Raw genomic sequence first — 15,086 nt, 5'->3', positions numbered from 1 at the left:
TCTTTGTGTAATCTGCAATACAGGCTCATTGATGAGCTACTGTTATCAGGCCAATGCCTGCCCGCCAAGGACTTTGAGCATGCCGCGATTTTCTCGTGCCGTTGCTTTAATAGGAGTGTTGCTGCTGGCTCAGCCGGCGGTGGCGCAGCGCCTGCGACTGGTAGCGGATGTATGGCCACCGTTTACCGATTCGACCTTGATCAACGGCGGCCTGGCCACTGATATTGTCAGTACGGCGCTGGCCCGAGCAGGCTATGCCAGTGATTTCGAACAAGTGCCATGGGCGCGGGCGCTGATGGGCGTGGGCGATGGCCGTTATGACGTGTTGATCAACGCCTGGTACGACGATGCCCGCACCAAGCTGGGCCAGTTTTCCGGCGAATACCTGATGAATCGCGTGCGGTTTATCAAGCGCCGCGACGACCCCATCGATTATCAGAACCTGGAGCAACTGCACGACGATCCCATCGCCGTGGTGCGCGGCTACGCCTATTCGGCGGCGTTCGACCAGGATGCGCAGTTGCAGAAAGTGCCGGTGCATAACTTCGCCATGGCGGTGCGTATGCTCGCGGCCAAACGCGTCAAGCTGACGCTGGAAGATGAGTTTGTGGCCCGCTATTACCTGGCGCGGGAGTCGCCACGGGTGCGCAACGCGGTGGAGTTTTTACCCAAGCCGTTGAGCGAGAACAGCCTGCATATTCTGGTGAGCCTGAAGAACCCGGAGCATGAACAGATCGTGGCCAGCTTTGATCGGGAGATTGCGCGGATGAAGGCAGATGGCAGTTATGCGCGGTTGATGAAGGAGCATGGGATGTAGTGTTTCTGCTGGCCCCATCGCAGGCAAGCCAGCTCCCACATTTTGAATGGCGAACACCTTCAAAGGTGGGAGCCGGCTTGCCTGCGATGGCGGTCTACGCTGCGCTGGTATCTTTGATCAAATGCGCCGCCAACGTGCGCAACGGCCCCAACTGCCGGCAAATCAACGCCAGTTGCGTCTGCACCAGCCGCTGCCCTTCATCGATCTCATCGGGCATCTGCTCCAGGTCCGCCGCCAACGCTTCCTCGGCATCACTCTGAATCGCGATGGGCTGCTTGTTGGCCAGCCCCGTGGCGATTTCGTCGATACTCGCCGCCAGGCTGTTACCGGCGCCGTCGATCAGATGTTCACGCACGTCGGCCGGTAATTGAGTCTCCCGATGCGCACCCAGCCCGGAAAGGTAACTGAGCAAGGTGTGCGACAGCACCAGAAAGCGGAAGCCCACATCGGCTTCCTTACGGAAATGCCCAGGTTCCATGAGCATATTCGCCAGCGTGGTCGACAGCGCCGCATCGGCGTTGTGCGCATTGCGCCGCGCCAGCCGGTAGGCCAGGTCGTCGCGCTTGCCGGCGGCGTATTGCTGCATGATCTGGCGCAGGTAAATGCTGTTGCAGGTCAGGGTGTTGGCCAGCACTTTGTTCAGGCGCCGGCCTTGCCAGTCCGGCAGGAACAGGAAGACCGCCAGGCCTGCAATCAAGCTACCCAGCAAGGTATCGAACAGGCGTGGCAGGAACAGCCCGTAACCGTCGCCCACCTGGTTGAAGCAGAACAGCACCATCAGGGTGATCGCCGCCGTGGCCAACGTGTAGCGGGTGGTGCGGTTGATAAAGAACACCAGGCCTGCGGCGATGGCGAACATCGACTGCACCAAAGGGTTTGGGAACAGGTCGAACAGCGCCCAGGCCACGGTCAGGCCGATGGCGGTGCCGATGATCCGCTGGCCCAGCTTGCGCCGCGTGGCGCCGTAGTTGGGTTGGCACACGAACAGGGTGGTGAGGATGATCCAGTAGCCTTGGGACGGGTGGATCAAGTGCACCATCCAATAGCCGATACTCAGTGCCAGCGGCAGGCGCAGGGCGTGACGGAACAGCAGTGACGTCGGCGTCAGTTGCGTGCGCAGGCGCGTCCACATTTCCTTGAGGTTGCGCGGGGCACGGTCCAGCAGGCTACTGTCGGTGGCGTCGGCCAGGGAGTCGGGGTTGCTGGCATCGCCGAGCAGGCGGTCGAGGGTGGACAGGTTGGCGGCCAACGCACGCAACGAACGCAACAGGCCACGCCAGGCCGGGTTGCTCTGGATGCGCAGGTGTTCCAGGGAGGCGTTCAGGTCGCCCAGGGCTTCAGCGAAGCTGTCGTCATAAATGAACGGCTGGCGCAGCTGGATCGATTCGGCCAGGGCCTGGCAGGCCTTGCCTTGCTGGCGCAACAGGCGCTGGCAGCGGAACAGCACGTCGCTGTGGAAGAAGGCTTCAGCCAGGGCGTTGTAAGGGTAGTGGGACGAGCTGGCGCGTTCGTGTATATCCTGGGCCAGAAAGTACAGCTTCAGGTAACGGCTGACTTTTGAGCCGGGGCGGCCATTGCCTACGCGGTGCAGGATGATTTCTTTCGCGGCATTCAGCGCCGCCACCACCCGGCCGTTTTGCTGGGCCAGTTCCAGGCGGCGCGCTTCCACATCCAGTTGGCGGATCGGCTCGAACAGCGACGATTTAAGCTTGAGGTAACGCCCCAGCTCCCGAAACAACCGCGCCAGGCTTTGCTGCACCGGCTGGTTGGAAAACAGCGCCTGCCACAGCACCGACAGCGCGCCATACCACGCGGCGCCGGCCACCAGCAGCAACGGCTCGTGCCAGAAGTCGGTGACGGCGCCACCGCGCTGGTCCACACCGATCATGGTGTACACCGACAGAATCAACGTCGCTGAAGCAATCGCGCCATACCGTTCGCCCAACGCGCCGAGCATGGTCAGGCAGAAGCTGGCCAGGGCCAGGGCGATGGCGAAGATCCACGGATAAGGGAACAGCAGTTCAACCGACAGCGCGGCAACACTGAAACACACCAGCGTTACCGCCAACGCATTCAGGCGGCCCTGCCAACTGTCATCGGTCTCGGCCAGGGCGCTGGCGATAATCCCCAGGAACAGCGGGATCAGCAGGGTCATTTCGTTTTGATACCAGCACAGCGCCATGCTGCCGGTGAGGGCGATGAATACCCGAACGCTGTAACTGAATTTATCCAGCGCCCACAGGCGCCGCATGGACTGCTTGAACGAGGTCGATGACATGAAGTCTGGAGTCTTCCGGGACGATGCCGCTAAATTGAGCCAGTAATGACGCCACGGCAAGCGTGGCGATCACATGTAACAGCAAAATTTATTCCAGCCAATTGCTCAAGGACACCACGGAACCATTGTGGGAGCTGGCTTGCCTGCGATAGCGACGTTGGATTCACCGCCGCTATCGCAGCGGTGCGACGATTCGACGAGCCAGCTCCCACCTGTTGACCGCGTACAACCTTCAGGCGTATTGGGCGGCTGCGTAACCGGAAGCCCATGCCCACTGGAAGTTGAACCCACCCAGGTGACCGGTCACATCCAGCACTTCACCGATAAAGTACAAGCCCGGGCTTTTCAGCGACTCCATGGTCTTGGACGACACTTCCCGCGTGTCCACGCCACCCAGCGTCACCTCGGCCGTGCGATAGCCTTCGGTGCCCGCCGGTACCAACTGCCAGCTCGACAGCTTTTGCGCGATGTCGGCCACTTCGGCGTGGGTGTATTGCTTCATCGGCTTGGACACAAACCAGATCTGCGCCAACAGGTTGGCCATCTTCTTGGTGAAGATCTCACCCAGCAGGGTTTTCAGCTCGCTGTTGGGGTGCTCGACCTGTTGCTGTTGCAGCCAGGAGTGCGCGTCGTGGTCGGGCAGCAGGTTGATTTCAACCGTGTCACCGGTCTCCCAGTAGGAAGAGATCTGCAAAATCGCCGGGCCACTGAGGCCACGGTGGGTAAACAAGATGTTCTCGCGAAAGCTCTGGTCGTTGCAGCTCACCAGGCAATCCACGGACGTACCGGACAACTCGCCGCACAACTCCTTGAGCTGGTCGGTGATGGTGAACGGCACCAAGCCTGCGCGGGTCGGCAGCAGTTCGTGGCCAAACTGCTTGGCCACCTGGTAACCAAAACCGGTGGCGCCCAGGGTCGGAATCGACAGGCCGCCGGTGGCGATCACCAGGGATTCGCAGCGCAGTTCGCCCAAGGTGGTTTGCAGTTGATAGCCGCCGTCGACTTTGGCAATTTCCTCGATGGAGGTGTCCAGGTGCAGGCTCACGCCGGTCTGGATGCACTCATCGAGCAGCATGCCGAGGATGTCGCTGGACTTGTTATCGCAGAACAGCTGGCCGAGTTTTTTCTCGTGGTACGGCACGCCGTGCTTGGCCACCAGCCCGATGAAATCCCACTGGGTGTAGCGGGCCAGGGCCGACTTGCAGAAATGCGCGTTGTGCGAGAGGAAGTTGGCCGGCTCGGTGTACATGTTGGTGAAATTGCAGCGGCCACCGCCGGACATCAGGATCTTTTTGCCGGCCTTGTTGGCGTGGTCGATCAGCATCACCTTGCGCCCACGCCCGGCGGCGGTCAGCGCGCACATCAAGCCTGCGGCGCCGGCGCCAATGATCACAACTTCGGTCGAGCGCAAAACAGTTTCCTCATGTTCATCAGATCAGATCGTTCCCACGCTCTGCGTGGGAACGCATCCCGTGACGCTCTGCGTCACAAAGCGGACGCAGAGCGTCCATGGCGGCATTCCCACGCGGAGCGTGGGAACGATCAGGTCAGAGGATCCGCACGCGCAACGAGCGGCCTTTGATCTTGCCGTCATTCAAACGCTGCAACGCCTGCTTGGCGATCCCGCGCTCAACAGCCACGAACGCCTGGAAATCAAAGATCGCGATCTTGCCGACCTGGGCTCCCGGAATCCCGGCGTCACCGGTCAGTGCGCCAAGGATGTCGCCTGGGCGCACCTTGTCTTTACGGCCGGCGGCGATGCACAACGTGCTCATCTGTGGCAGCAACGGGCCACCGCTTTGCGGCTTGAGGTTGTCCAGTTGGTCCCAGTTCAGCGGCGACTTTTGCAGTTGCTCGATGGCCTGGGCACGGTGGGCTTCGGACGGCGCCACCAGGCTGATCGCAATACCGGTCTCACCGGCGCGACCGGTACGGCCTACGCGGTGGATGTGGATTTCCGAGTCGCGGGCCAGTTCGACGTTGATCACCATGTCCAGGGAGTCAATGTCCAGGCCACGGGCGGCGACGTCGGTCGCCACCAGCACCGAAGTGCTGCGGTTGGCGAACATCGCCAGTACCTGGTCACGGTCGCGCTGCTCCAGGTCGCCATGCAGGCCGACGGCGGAGATGCCTTTGGCGGTCAGGTGATCCACAGTTTCCTGCACTTGCTGCTTGGTAAAGCAGAACGCCACGCAAGACGCCGGGCGGAAGTGCGCCAGTACCTTGGTCACCGCGTCCATGCGCTCTTCCGGCGAAATCTCGTAGAAACGCTGCTCGATCTGGTCGTCGGAGTGGAAGGCTTCGGCCTTCACCTGCTGCGGCGCACGCATGAATTTGGAGGCCAACTGCTTGATGCTCACCGGGTAGGTGGCCGAGAACAGCAGGGTTTGGCGGCGTGGCGGGGTCTTGCTGATGATGTCTTCGATGGCGTCGTAGAAGCCCATGTCGAGCATGCGGTCGGCTTCGTCGAGGATCAGCGTGTTCAAGCCGTCCAGCACCAGCGAACCTTTGCGCAGGTGCTGCTGGATACGGCCTGGCGTGCCGACGATGACGTGGGCGCCGTGTTCCAGCGAGGCGATCTGCGGGCCGAGGGACACGCCGCCGCACAGGGTCAGTACCTTGATGTTGTCTTCGGCACGCGCCAGGCGACGGATTTCCTTGGCGACCTGGTCGGCCAGCTCACGCGTCGGGCACATCACCAGTGCCTGGCAGCCGAAGTAACGCGGGTTGATCGGGTTCAACAGGCCGATGCCGAAGGCGGCGGTCTTGCCGCTGCCGGTCTTGGCTTGGGCGATCAGGTCCAGCCCCTTGAGGATCACCGGCAAGCTTTGCGCCTGGATCTGCGTCATCTCGACGTAACCCAGCGAGTCGAGGTTAGCCAGCATGGCGGCGGACAGGGGCAAAGTATTAAAAGCGGTGGCGATGGTAGTCACGGGACTGGCTCTGCAAAACAAAATGTCGCGCAGTGTACCAGCCCTGTGGGATTTTCCCTGCAAGTTCTAGACGAGAAGCCTGTTAATGCTCAAGGTCGTGCTCGCGGCTGACCACCCGTTTGCCGTCTTTTGGCGACAGTTGCAGGAAGATCGCCGCCGCCAGCATGGCCATGATGCCCACGGTGAGGAAGGTCAGTTGGAACGCGCCCAGCACGCTTTCCACGCCGTCATTGCCAGCTTCGGCAGTAAAGCCGCCGAGCAGGGCACCGGCACAGGCTACGCCCAGGCTCAAGGACAATTGCGCCACCACCGAGAGCAAACTGTTGCCGCTGCTGGCCTGGGCGTCGTCGAGGTCGATCAGGGTGACGGTGTTCATCGCGGTAAATTGCAGCGAGTTGATCGCGCCCAGCACCGCCAGCATGCACAGCAGCAGCGGGTAGGGCGTGTGTTCGCTGACCAGGCCCATGCTGGCCAGCATGATGCCCAGCGCCAGCGTGTTTCCGGTGAGCACAATGCGATAGCCCAGCCGCTCGATCAGTGGCCGGGCGATGGACTTGGCAAACATCGCCGCCGCCGCCAGGGGCAGCATGCTCATCCCGGCTTCGGAGGGCGAATAACCCAGTGCCACCTGCAGCAGCAACGGCACCAGAAACGGCAGTGCGCCGCTGCCCAGCCGGGCGAACAGGTTGCCGAGGATGCCCACGGCAAAGGTGCGGGTCTTGAACAGTACCGGCGAGAACAGTGGGTTATCGATATGCCCGGCACGCAGCCAGTACGCGGCCAGGCAGGCGAGCCCGCCGAACAGCAGCAACATCACCCGCAGGTGCGGCAGGTGCAGTTCGCCCAGGCCTTCCATGGCGATGGTAATCAGCACCATCGCCGCGCCAAACAGCACAAACCCTACACTGTCAAAGCGCGTGCGTTCGCTGCCGCGCAAGTCGGGGATGAGTTTCCACACGGCGTAGCAACCGACCATGCCCACAGGCAGGTTGATCAGGAAGATCCAGTGCCAGGTCAGGTATTGCACCATCCAGCCGCCCATGGTCGGGCCGAGCAAGGGGCCGAGCAGGCCGGGAATGGTGATGAAGCCCATGATGCGTACGAGTTCGGAGCGTGGATAAGCACGCAAGACCACCAGCCGCCCGACCGGCAGCATCAGCGCGCCGCCCAAACCCTGGATGACCCGCGCGCCCACCAGCATGGTCAAGGTGCTCGACAAGGCGCACAGCAAGGAGCCAATGCTGAACAGCATGATCGCGCCGAAGAAGATTTTTTTGGTACCGAAGCGGTCGGCCACCCAGCCCGAAGCCGGGATCAGCAAGGCGACGGTGAGCATGTAGGCGATCACCACCCCTTGCATGCGCAGCGGGTTTTCCGCCAAGTCCCGCGCCATGGCCGGCAGGGCGGTGTTGAGAATCGTCCCGTCCAGCGACTGCATGAAGAAGGCAATCGCTACCACCCAGGGTAGCCAGCGGGCGGTCTTGGCATCGAGAGGGGCGCGATTCGGCATGTGAACCCTTTTATTAGCAGGCTATGTGTTGGCGATTATGCGCCATCCGTCGCCCCTTTTCCCACTGGCGGTTCGTCTAATTCCGACAGCGTTGCGTGCTCTCCCACCAGGAAATCCAACAGCGCACGGTGCACCGACATGGCCGCTTCGCGCGACTCCAGGTCGAGCAGATGGCCGGTGTGTTCGGCGACCGCAAAGCTGCTGCGGCCGACATAGCGCTTGAACAACCGGGCCTCGGCCGCCGGCGTGTATTCATCCAGTGCGCCGTTGAGGAAGTGCACCGGGGTTTCGATCCGGGTCAGCGCCGGCAGGTAATTACCATCGCCCAAGGCCAGCACCTGATGGATATGGAAACGCGCCTGGCGGTACTCGGTGGTGGCCATGCTCGACAGGTGCCGATGGTTGTTGCGCTTGAGGCGCGGCGACAGGTATTTGCCGACGGTCTCATTGAGCAAGTGGCCGACGGCGGATTTGTCATCGGCTTCGATCAACACGCGCACGCGCTCCACGTAGTCGAGCATCGCCTGGTTGAGGTTGGGCGCCAGGGCCATCACCACCGAGCTTTCGATGGAGGGCGGGTTGTGGGCCAGGGTCAGCAAGGTGGAGATACCGCCCCAGGAGGCCGACACCAGATGGTTGACCTCGAAGCGCTCCACCAGCGCGCGCAGGATTTGCACCTCGTCGTCCTTGGTCACAAGCTCGAGGTCGGTGTTGTGCTCGCGCGAATAGCCGGAGAACGGCAGGTCGAACAGCAGCACATTGAAATGCTCCGCCAGGCATTTGCTGGTTCGCGCGAAAGAGCGTGTGGTGGACAGCGCGCCGTTGACCATCAAGACCGTCTTTTTTTCCGAATCGTTTCCTAGCTGCTCAACATGAACGTTGTAGTGCTTGAACAGCTTCTCTATGACAAAACTTCCATGGTTCATGTCAACGCTCCAGCTTGCCCTTCCCGGGCAAGGTCATGCTCTCGTGGGGTGGGTGGCGGGATGCCACTAACCGTTATAACGAGGTTTTTTGCGGGCGACAACAGGCCGCACGGGGAGAAGTGTTAGATGGGATTTTGCGGTAGGAAGGGATGAAACGAGGTGTCTGAAATCAATACAAGCCTATGTGGGAGCTGGCTTGTCTGGTAGCTGGCCTATGTGGGAGCTGGCTTGCCTGCGATGGCATCACTGCGGTGTGACTGACACACCGAGGTGACTGCATCGCAGGCAAGCCAGCTCCCACACAAGCCAGCTCCCACAGGGGCGTTGTATTTACAGCGTTAGCGTCAGGCGCTTGACCAGCGCCCCCGGCAGCAGGTTGGACGAGGTATTGCGCTGGCTGTACGTACTCGCCGACAGCAGCAGTTCCCGTTCCGAGGTCAGCGCTTCAAGCTGCGAACCGAGCAGGCTGTAGACACTGTCATCAAACCGCATGGTGCTCACCGGCGCCTTGATCTCACCGTCTTCGACCCAGAACGTGGCAAAGCGCGTCATGCCGGTCAGGCGTGCCGCCGGCAAGTCCGAGTAGTTCAGATACCACAGGTTGCTGATGTACAAGCCAGTGCCCAATTGCTTGAGGATATCGGCCTGGGGCAGGTTACCTGCGGCCATCTGCAAGGCGCTGGGCGACTCGTCGCTGCTGGCGCCGTTGGTGCTCAGGCCATATTCGGCAGCACTGCGCGAGTTGATCAACTGGCCCTCGGCTTTACCGGCGTTGATCAGCGTGACGTCGCCGCGTGGGTAACCTTCGGTGGAAAACGCTTGGCTCAACGAGCCGCTGATCTTTTCATCGACCTTCACCAACGGGCTTAACGACTGTTCGCCTGTGTAGAGCTTTTGCAAGCAACTGCCTTTGCTGGCGATGGCCTGGGCGGAAAACCCGCCCCACGTGACAATGCTGAAGATTTCTTCCAGCGCCGCCGGGGCCAGGTAGGCGCGGTACTGGCCGGGAGGCAGCTTGTGCAACGGGCGGCCGAGGAACTCCAACTGCTCACGCGCCCGCTGGAAACGCTCAGTGAACTCGGCGCTGTCCCAGGTGTGCCCGGCGTAGCTGGCTTTCACCGCTTCGCCGTTGGCGTGGAACAGGCTGAAATCGAAGTTGAAGCTATTGGCCTGATGCCAGCCGAACGCGCCGTCGGAACTGGCAAAGCCACGGCTGATGGGGCCGGCAGCGTAGAAGCCCACCAGGTCCACACCTTCGGCGGCCTGGCTGATATCTGCCAGCACCTGGGCCAGTTCCGGCAGCGGTCGCAGTTGTTCGTTGTGGTTTTGCCAGGCGTTGTGGTTCAGCAGCAGGTACGGATCCTGCGGCAACAATGGCAAGGTTTCGCGCAGTTGTTGCAGGCCGTCGGCCAGGCGCTGGCGATCCAGCGCCGGCTCACCGGCAAGGGTGATACCGAGGTCGGCGTGACGGCCATCGTTGATCAGCTTGAGGTTGAGGCTGGCCTGTTGCACCTGGCCCGCTTGACGCACCTTGGCGTGGTTGAAGCGCACGAACTCGGACGACTCGTCAGCGTAGCCCAGGTGAAACTGTTCCTTGTCGGTGACGGCTTGCTTGAGCCAACCCACCAGTGCCTTGAAGTTATTCATCAGGCATCTCCCCCGAACACGTCGATATCACTGAACACACACGCCGGTGAAGCGTGGCCCACGCGGATCACCTGGTTGGGTTCGCCTTTGCCGCAGTTGGGCGTGCCCAACACCTGGAAGGTGCTGGCGTCGCCGACGGCGCTGAGGTTGCGCCAGAACTGCGCGGAGATGGCGCGGTAGTTGGGGTTTTTGACCACGCCCTTGAGTTCGCCGTTTTCGATCAGCTGGCCCCACTCGCAACCGAACTGGAATTTATTGCGTGCGTCATCGATGGACCAGGAGCGGTTGGTGCTCATCAGAATGCCGTGCTCGATGCCGCTGACCAGCTCAGCCTGGGTCTTGTCGCCGGCCTCGATATTGAGGTTGGCCATGCGGTCGATGGGCGGCCGATTCCAGCCGCACGCGCGGCTGTTGGCCACGCCTGGCAGGTTCGCGCGAAATTGCGACAGCGCGCCACCCAAGGGCTTGAGCAGCAGGCCATCGCGTATCAGGAACTGCTTGCTGGCGGCCGTGCCGTCGTCGTCATGCCCATAGCTGGCGAGCTGTTCGGGGATGTCCGGGTCGAAGGTCACGTTGAGCAAGGGCGAGCCGTATTGCAGGTGGCCGAAGTCGCTGGCCTTCACAAAACTGGTGCCGGCGTAGTTACGCTCATCGCCCAGGATGCGGTCCAGTTCCAGCGGGTGGCCGATGGACTCGTGGATCTGCAGGATCATCTGGTCGGGCATCAGCAGCAGGTCACGCGGGCCGTGGGGCGTGTTCGGCGCGAGCAGCAGTTGCAGGGCTTCATCGGCGACTGTGCGGGCGGCGCCGGCCAGGCCGAAGCGGCGAATCACGTTCGCACTGCCTTGCTGGCCGAAGTTGGTGCCGCCCAGGGTGCGGGTCTGGCTGTCGTTGCCGTCGAAGGCGGTGACGCTCAGGCCCGGAAAGACGAAACGCTGAGCCTGGCGCAGCTCGGCACCGGCGCTGTTGAGGTAGATCTGTTCAACCCGCGTGGTGCCCAGGCTGACTTCCCAACTGACCAGGCGCTCATCCTTGGGCACGCTGGCGGATTCATCGCCGAGCAGTTGGTAGCAGTCGCTCAGGGATGGGAAGGGCTGGTCGAGGTCGGGCGACAGGTAGTCGGCCACGTCACTGGAGACCTGTTGTGTGTGCAAGTCGAGCAGGGCATGGGGCGAAATCTGCCGGGCTTGCTGTTCGGCGCGCTCAAGGGCTGCTTGCAGGCCGGCGAGGGAAATGTCGTTGGTTGCTGCATAAGCTTCCACGCCGTTGAGGCGCACGGTGAGCATGGCGCCCTCGTCGTGGCTAAGGTGTGGCGGCTCGGCGACGTTCTTGCGTACCGACAGGTACTGGCCGGATTCGCGCACATAACGCAACGAGAAGAATTCGGCGCGGGTGCGCAGGGCACTGAAGTGTTGTTTGAGGGTGGGGTGGGCGTCGAACATCGGGACCTCCTTGAGGGCAGCGCAGTCCCAGAGGCTAGCATAGGTGATCGTTCCCACGCTCTGCGTGGGAATGCCGCCTTGGACGCTCTGCGTCCGCTTTTGAAGGTCGTGACGCAGAGCGTCACAGGATGCATTCCCACGCAGAGCGTGGGAACGATCAACGGGTTACTGCGCAGTAGGGCCGACTTCACGCATCGGCTTGCCACGCACCGGCGCATCGCCTGCGACGTAGTAGTCGGCAGTGCTGCGCGGCAGTGGCTTGCGGCCACGGATCTTGTCGGCGATTTTCTCGGCGATCATGATCGTCGGCGCGTTGAGGTTGCCGGTGGTGATGATCGGCATGATCGACGCATCCACAACACGCAGCCCCTGCATGCCATGCACGCGGCCTTCGGCATCCACTACAGCCATCTCGTCGGTGCCCATTTTGCACGAGCAGGACGGGTGGAACGCAGTTTCGGCGTGCTCGCGGATGAACTTGTCCAACTGCTCATCGGTTTGCACATCAATGCCCGGGCTGATTTCACGGCCACGGTATTGATCCAGCGCCGGCTGCTGCATGATTTCGCGGGTCAGGCGGATGCCGTCACGGAATTCCTGCCAGTCCTGCTCGGTGGCCATGTAGTTGAAGAGGATGCTCGGGTAGTCCCGAGGGTTCTTCGACTTCAATTGCACGCGGCCACGGCTCGGCGAACGCATGGAACCCATGTGCGCCTGGAAACCGTGTTCTTTCACACCGTTGCTGCCGTTGTAGTTAATCGCGACCGGCAGGAAGTGGTACTGGATGTTCGGCCAATCGAAGTCTTCACGGGTGCGGATAAAACCGCCCGCTTCGAACTGGTTGCTGGCGCCGATACCGGTGCCGTTGAACAGCCATTCGGCACCAATGGCCGGCTGGTTGTACCAGAGCAGCGATGGGTACAGCGACACTGGCTGAGTGCAGGCGTATTGCAGGTACAGCTCAAGGTGGTCCTGCAGGTTTTCGCCGACGCCGGGCAGGTCGTGGACCACCGGGATGTCGAGGCTTTCCAGCAGTTTGGCCGGGCCCACACCGGAGCGTTGCAGCAGTTGCGGCGAAGCGATTGCACCGCTGCACACCAGTACTTCTTTACGCGCACGGGCTTCAACACGTTCTTCAGCCGCGCCGATCAGGTAACGCACGCCTACGGCACGCTTGCCTTCAAACAATACTTTGTCGGTGAGGGCGTGGGTGACGATGGTCAGCGTCGAGCGCTTCTTGGCCGTGTCCAGGTAACCGCGTGCGGTGCTGGCGCGACGGCCTTTAGGCGTGACGGTACGGTCCATCGGGCCGAAGCCTTCTTGCTGGTAGCCGTTCAGGTCGTCGGTACGCGGGTAACCGGCCTGTACGCCGGCTTCAACCATCGCGTGGAACAGCGGGTTGTTGCCGGCTTTAGGCGTGGTCACGCTGACCGGGCCGTCGCCACCGTGGTAGTCGTTGGGGCCGATGTCGCGGGTTTCGGCTTTACGGAAGTACGGCAGGCAGTCGAGGTAGGTCCAGTTTTCCAGACCTGGCAGTTTTGCCCAGTTGTCGTAGTCCATGGCGTTGCCACGGATGTAGCACATGCCGTTGATCAGCGAAGAACCGCCCAGGCCCTTGCCGCGACCGCATTCCATCCGGCGGCCGTCCATGTGTGGCTCAGGGTCGGTTTCGTAGGCCCAGTTGTAGCGACGGCCTTGAAGCGGGAACGCCAGCGCGGCAGGCATTTGGGTACGGAAGTCAAAACGGTAGTCCGGGCCGCCGGCTTCCAGCAGCAGGACGGTGACGCCTTCGTCTTCGGTCAGACGGGTCGCCAGGGTGTTACCGGCGGAGCCGGCACCCACAATGATGTAATCGTATTCTTGGGACATAAATGCACCCTCTTTTGAGATGGTCAGGTCGGGCCTCATCGCAGGCAAGCCAGCTCCCACATTTTATTGGGTTAACACAGCACAAAATGTGGGAGCCGGGCTTGCCCGCGATGGCGGCCTCGCGGGCAGTACAGCGCTCGGATTTAGAACACCGAGGCGTAGTCGCCCAGCTCAACCTGTACCGATTTGATGCGGGTGAAGTTGTTCAGCGAGCTGATACCGTTCTCACGGCCAACGCCCGACTGCTTGTAGCCGCCAACCGGCATCTTGGCGTCGGATTCGCCCCAGGCGTTGATCCAGCAGATACCCGCTTCCAGCTGATGAATCACGCGGTGGGCGCGGTTCAGGTCCTTGGTCACCAAACCTGCGGCCAGGCCGAAGTCGGTGTCGTTGGCGCGGCGGATCACTTCTTCTTCGGTCTCGTAAGTGAGGATGCTCATCACTGGGCCGAAGATTTCTTCACGGACGATGGTCATTTCGTCGGTGCAGTCGGTGAACACAGTCGGGGCCACATAGGCGCCTTTGGCGAATTCGCCGTCGGTCAGGCGGTCGCCGCCGCACAGTACGCGGGCGCCTTCTTCCTTGCCTTTGGCGATGTAGCCGAGCACGCTTTCCATGTGGGCGAAGCTGACCAGCGGGCCGAAGTTGGTGTTTTCGTCTTGTGGGTTGCCAACACGAATGCGCGCAACACGCTCAACGATCTTGGCTTCGAACGCCGCTTGCAGGTGTTTCGGCACGAACACGCGAGTGCCGTTGGTGCAGACCTGGCCGGAGCTGTAGAAGTTGGCCATCATGGCGATGTCGGCGGCGCGATCCAGGTCGGCATCTTCGAACACGATCAGCGGCGACTTGCCGCCCAGTTCCATGGTCACTTCTTTGAGCGAGGAGCTCGAAGCGCTGGCCATAACTTTTTTGCCGGTGTCGGTGCCGCCGGTGAACGAGACTTTCTCGATGCGCGGGTGCTCGGTCAGCCAAGTGCCGACTTCACGGCCGCTGCCGGTCAGCACGTTGAACACACCGGCTGGAACGCCAGCTTCGGTGTAGATCTCGGCCAGTTTCAGGGTGGTCAGCGAAGTGACTTCGCTTGGCTTGAAGATCATCGCGTTACCCGCCGCCAGGGCCGGTGCGGATTTCCACAGGGCGATCTGGATCGGGTAGTTCCACGCGCCGATACCGGCTACTACGCCCAGCGGCTCGCGGCGGGTGTAGACGAACGAAGTGTCGCGCAACGGGATCTGCTCGCCTTCGATGGCTGGCACCAGGCCTGCGTAGTATTCCAGCACGTCTGCACCGGTGACGATGTCGACGTATTGGGTTTCGGAGAAGGCTTTACCGGTGTCCAGGGTTTCCAGGGCGGCCAGCTCATCGTTGCGCTCGCGCAGGATGTCGACGGCACGGCGCAGGATGCGCGAACGCTCCATGGCGGTCATGGCGGCCCAGATTTTCTGGCCTTTTTCAGCGCTGACCACGGCACGTTCCACGTCTTCCTTGGTGGCGCGTTGCACTTGGGCGAGAACTTCACCGTTAGCCGGGTTGATGGCTTCGAAGGTGGCATCGCTGCCAGCGTCGCTGTAGCCGCCGTCAATGTAGAGTTTTTGCAGTTCGAAACGGGCCATAAAGTCCTCGCAAGTGCATAAGTGGTTGGCGTTACCCGCCGAAAGTGG

The 15,086-nt window shown here is 61.8% G+C and carries 10 protein-coding genes; 1 reads left to right on the top strand and 9 read right to left on the bottom strand.

All coding sequences use genetic code 11. The features are described from left to right. Positions 1 to 79: 79 nt before the first annotated feature. Positions 80 to 817, top strand: coding sequence for a substrate-binding periplasmic protein (locus GIW48_RS11225; protein WP_017139386.1), 738 nt, complete (start codon positions 80 to 82; stop codon positions 815 to 817). Positions 818 to 911: 94 nt separating this feature from the next. On the opposite strand, the gene yccS is transcribed toward GIW48_RS11225, so the two are convergent. The 9 genes from yccS to betB all read right to left on the bottom strand — a co-directional run bounded on the left by yccS (position 912) and on the right by betB (position 15,038). Continuing rightward, the gene (gene yccS / locus GIW48_RS11220) at positions 912 to 3,095 is read right to left on the bottom strand and encodes a YccS family putative transporter (protein ID WP_138451593.1); all 2,184 of its coding nucleotides are present in this window, start codon (positions 3,093 to 3,095) and stop codon (positions 912 to 914) included. A 232-nt stretch (positions 3,096 to 3,327) separates the two neighbouring features. Continuing rightward, positions 3,328 to 4,506 (bottom strand): NAD(P)/FAD-dependent oxidoreductase, encoded by a 1,179-nt coding sequence (locus GIW48_RS11215; RefSeq protein ID WP_236460531.1) that lies wholly within the window; start codon positions 4,504 to 4,506, stop codon positions 3,328 to 3,330. Positions 4,507 to 4,642: 136 nt separating this feature from the next. After that, on the bottom strand, positions 4,643 to 5,980 hold the full coding sequence (gene dbpA, locus GIW48_RS11210) for an ATP-dependent RNA helicase DbpA (RefSeq protein ID WP_232626477.1): 1,338 nt from the start codon (positions 5,978 to 5,980) through the stop codon (positions 4,643 to 4,645). A 130-nt stretch (positions 5,981 to 6,110) separates the two neighbouring features. Then, on the bottom strand, positions 6,111 to 7,538 hold the full coding sequence (gene mdtD / locus GIW48_RS11205; protein WP_017139382.1) for a multidrug transporter subunit MdtD: 1,428 nt from the start codon (positions 7,536 to 7,538) through the stop codon (positions 6,111 to 6,113). Positions 7,539 to 7,573: 35 nt separating this feature from the next. Then, on the bottom strand, positions 7,574 to 8,464 hold the full coding sequence (locus GIW48_RS11200; protein ID WP_236460532.1) for an alpha/beta fold hydrolase: 891 nt from the start codon (positions 8,462 to 8,464) through the stop codon (positions 7,574 to 7,576). A 330-nt stretch (positions 8,465 to 8,794) separates the two neighbouring features. Continuing rightward, positions 8,795 to 10,111, bottom strand: a complete 1,317-nt coding sequence (locus tag GIW48_RS11195; protein ID WP_236460533.1) for a TldD/PmbA family protein — start codon at positions 10,109 to 10,111, stop codon at positions 8,795 to 8,797. Beyond that, on the bottom strand, positions 10,111 to 11,553 hold the full coding sequence (locus GIW48_RS11190) for a TldD/PmbA family protein (protein ID WP_017139379.1): 1,443 nt from the start codon (positions 11,551 to 11,553) through the stop codon (positions 10,111 to 10,113). The genes GIW48_RS11195 and GIW48_RS11190 overlap by 1 nt, the downstream gene beginning before the upstream one ends. Positions 11,554 to 11,718: 165 nt before the next feature. After that, entirely contained in the window at positions 11,719 to 13,422 is a 1,704-nt protein-coding gene (gene betA / locus GIW48_RS11185; RefSeq protein ID WP_017139378.1) for a choline dehydrogenase, read from the bottom strand. A 143-nt stretch (positions 13,423 to 13,565) separates the two neighbouring features. Beyond that, positions 13,566 to 15,038: a betaine-aldehyde dehydrogenase gene (betB, locus tag GIW48_RS11180; protein WP_017139377.1), complete on the bottom strand. Its 1,473-nt coding sequence runs from the start codon at positions 15,036 to 15,038 to the stop codon at positions 13,566 to 13,568. Between the last annotated feature and the right edge of the window lie 48 nt (positions 15,039 to 15,086).

It is taken from the genome of Pseudomonas sp. PA-6-3C (assembly GCF_021605825.1).
GTDB classification, from domain to species: domain Bacteria; phylum Pseudomonadota; class Gammaproteobacteria; order Pseudomonadales; family Pseudomonadaceae; genus Aquipseudomonas; species Aquipseudomonas edaphica.
This window is presented reverse-complemented; position numbering and strand designations above follow the sequence as displayed.

Coding starts and splice junctions, on each gene's coding strand:
- GIW48_RS11225 (WP_017139386.1), top strand. CDS start 80: ATGCCGCGATTTTCTCGTGCCGTTGCTTTAATAGGAGTGTTGCTGCTG.
- yccS (WP_138451593.1), bottom strand. CDS start 3,095: ATGTCATCGACCTCGTTCAAGCAGTCCATGCGGCGCCTGTGGGCGCTG.
- dbpA (WP_232626477.1), bottom strand. CDS start 5,980: ATGCTGGCTAACCTCGACTCGCTGGGTTACGTCGAGATGACGCAGATC.
- mdtD (WP_017139382.1), bottom strand. CDS start 7,538: ATGCCGAATCGCGCCCCTCTCGATGCCAAGACCGCCCGCTGGCTACCC.
- GIW48_RS11200 (WP_236460532.1), bottom strand. CDS start 8,464: ATGAACCATGGAAGTTTTGTCATAGAGAAGCTGTTCAAGCACTACAAC.
- GIW48_RS11195 (WP_236460533.1), bottom strand. CDS start 10,111: ATGAATAACTTCAAGGCACTGGTGGGTTGGCTCAAGCAAGCCGTCACC.
- GIW48_RS11190 (WP_017139379.1), bottom strand. CDS start 11,553: ATGTTCGACGCCCACCCCACCCTCAAACAACACTTCAGTGCCCTGCGC.
- betA (WP_017139378.1), bottom strand. CDS start 13,422: ATGTCCCAAGAATACGATTACATCATTGTGGGTGCCGGCTCCGCCGGT.
- betB (WP_017139377.1), bottom strand. CDS start 15,038: ATGGCCCGTTTCGAACTGCAAAAACTCTACATTGACGGCGGCTACAGC.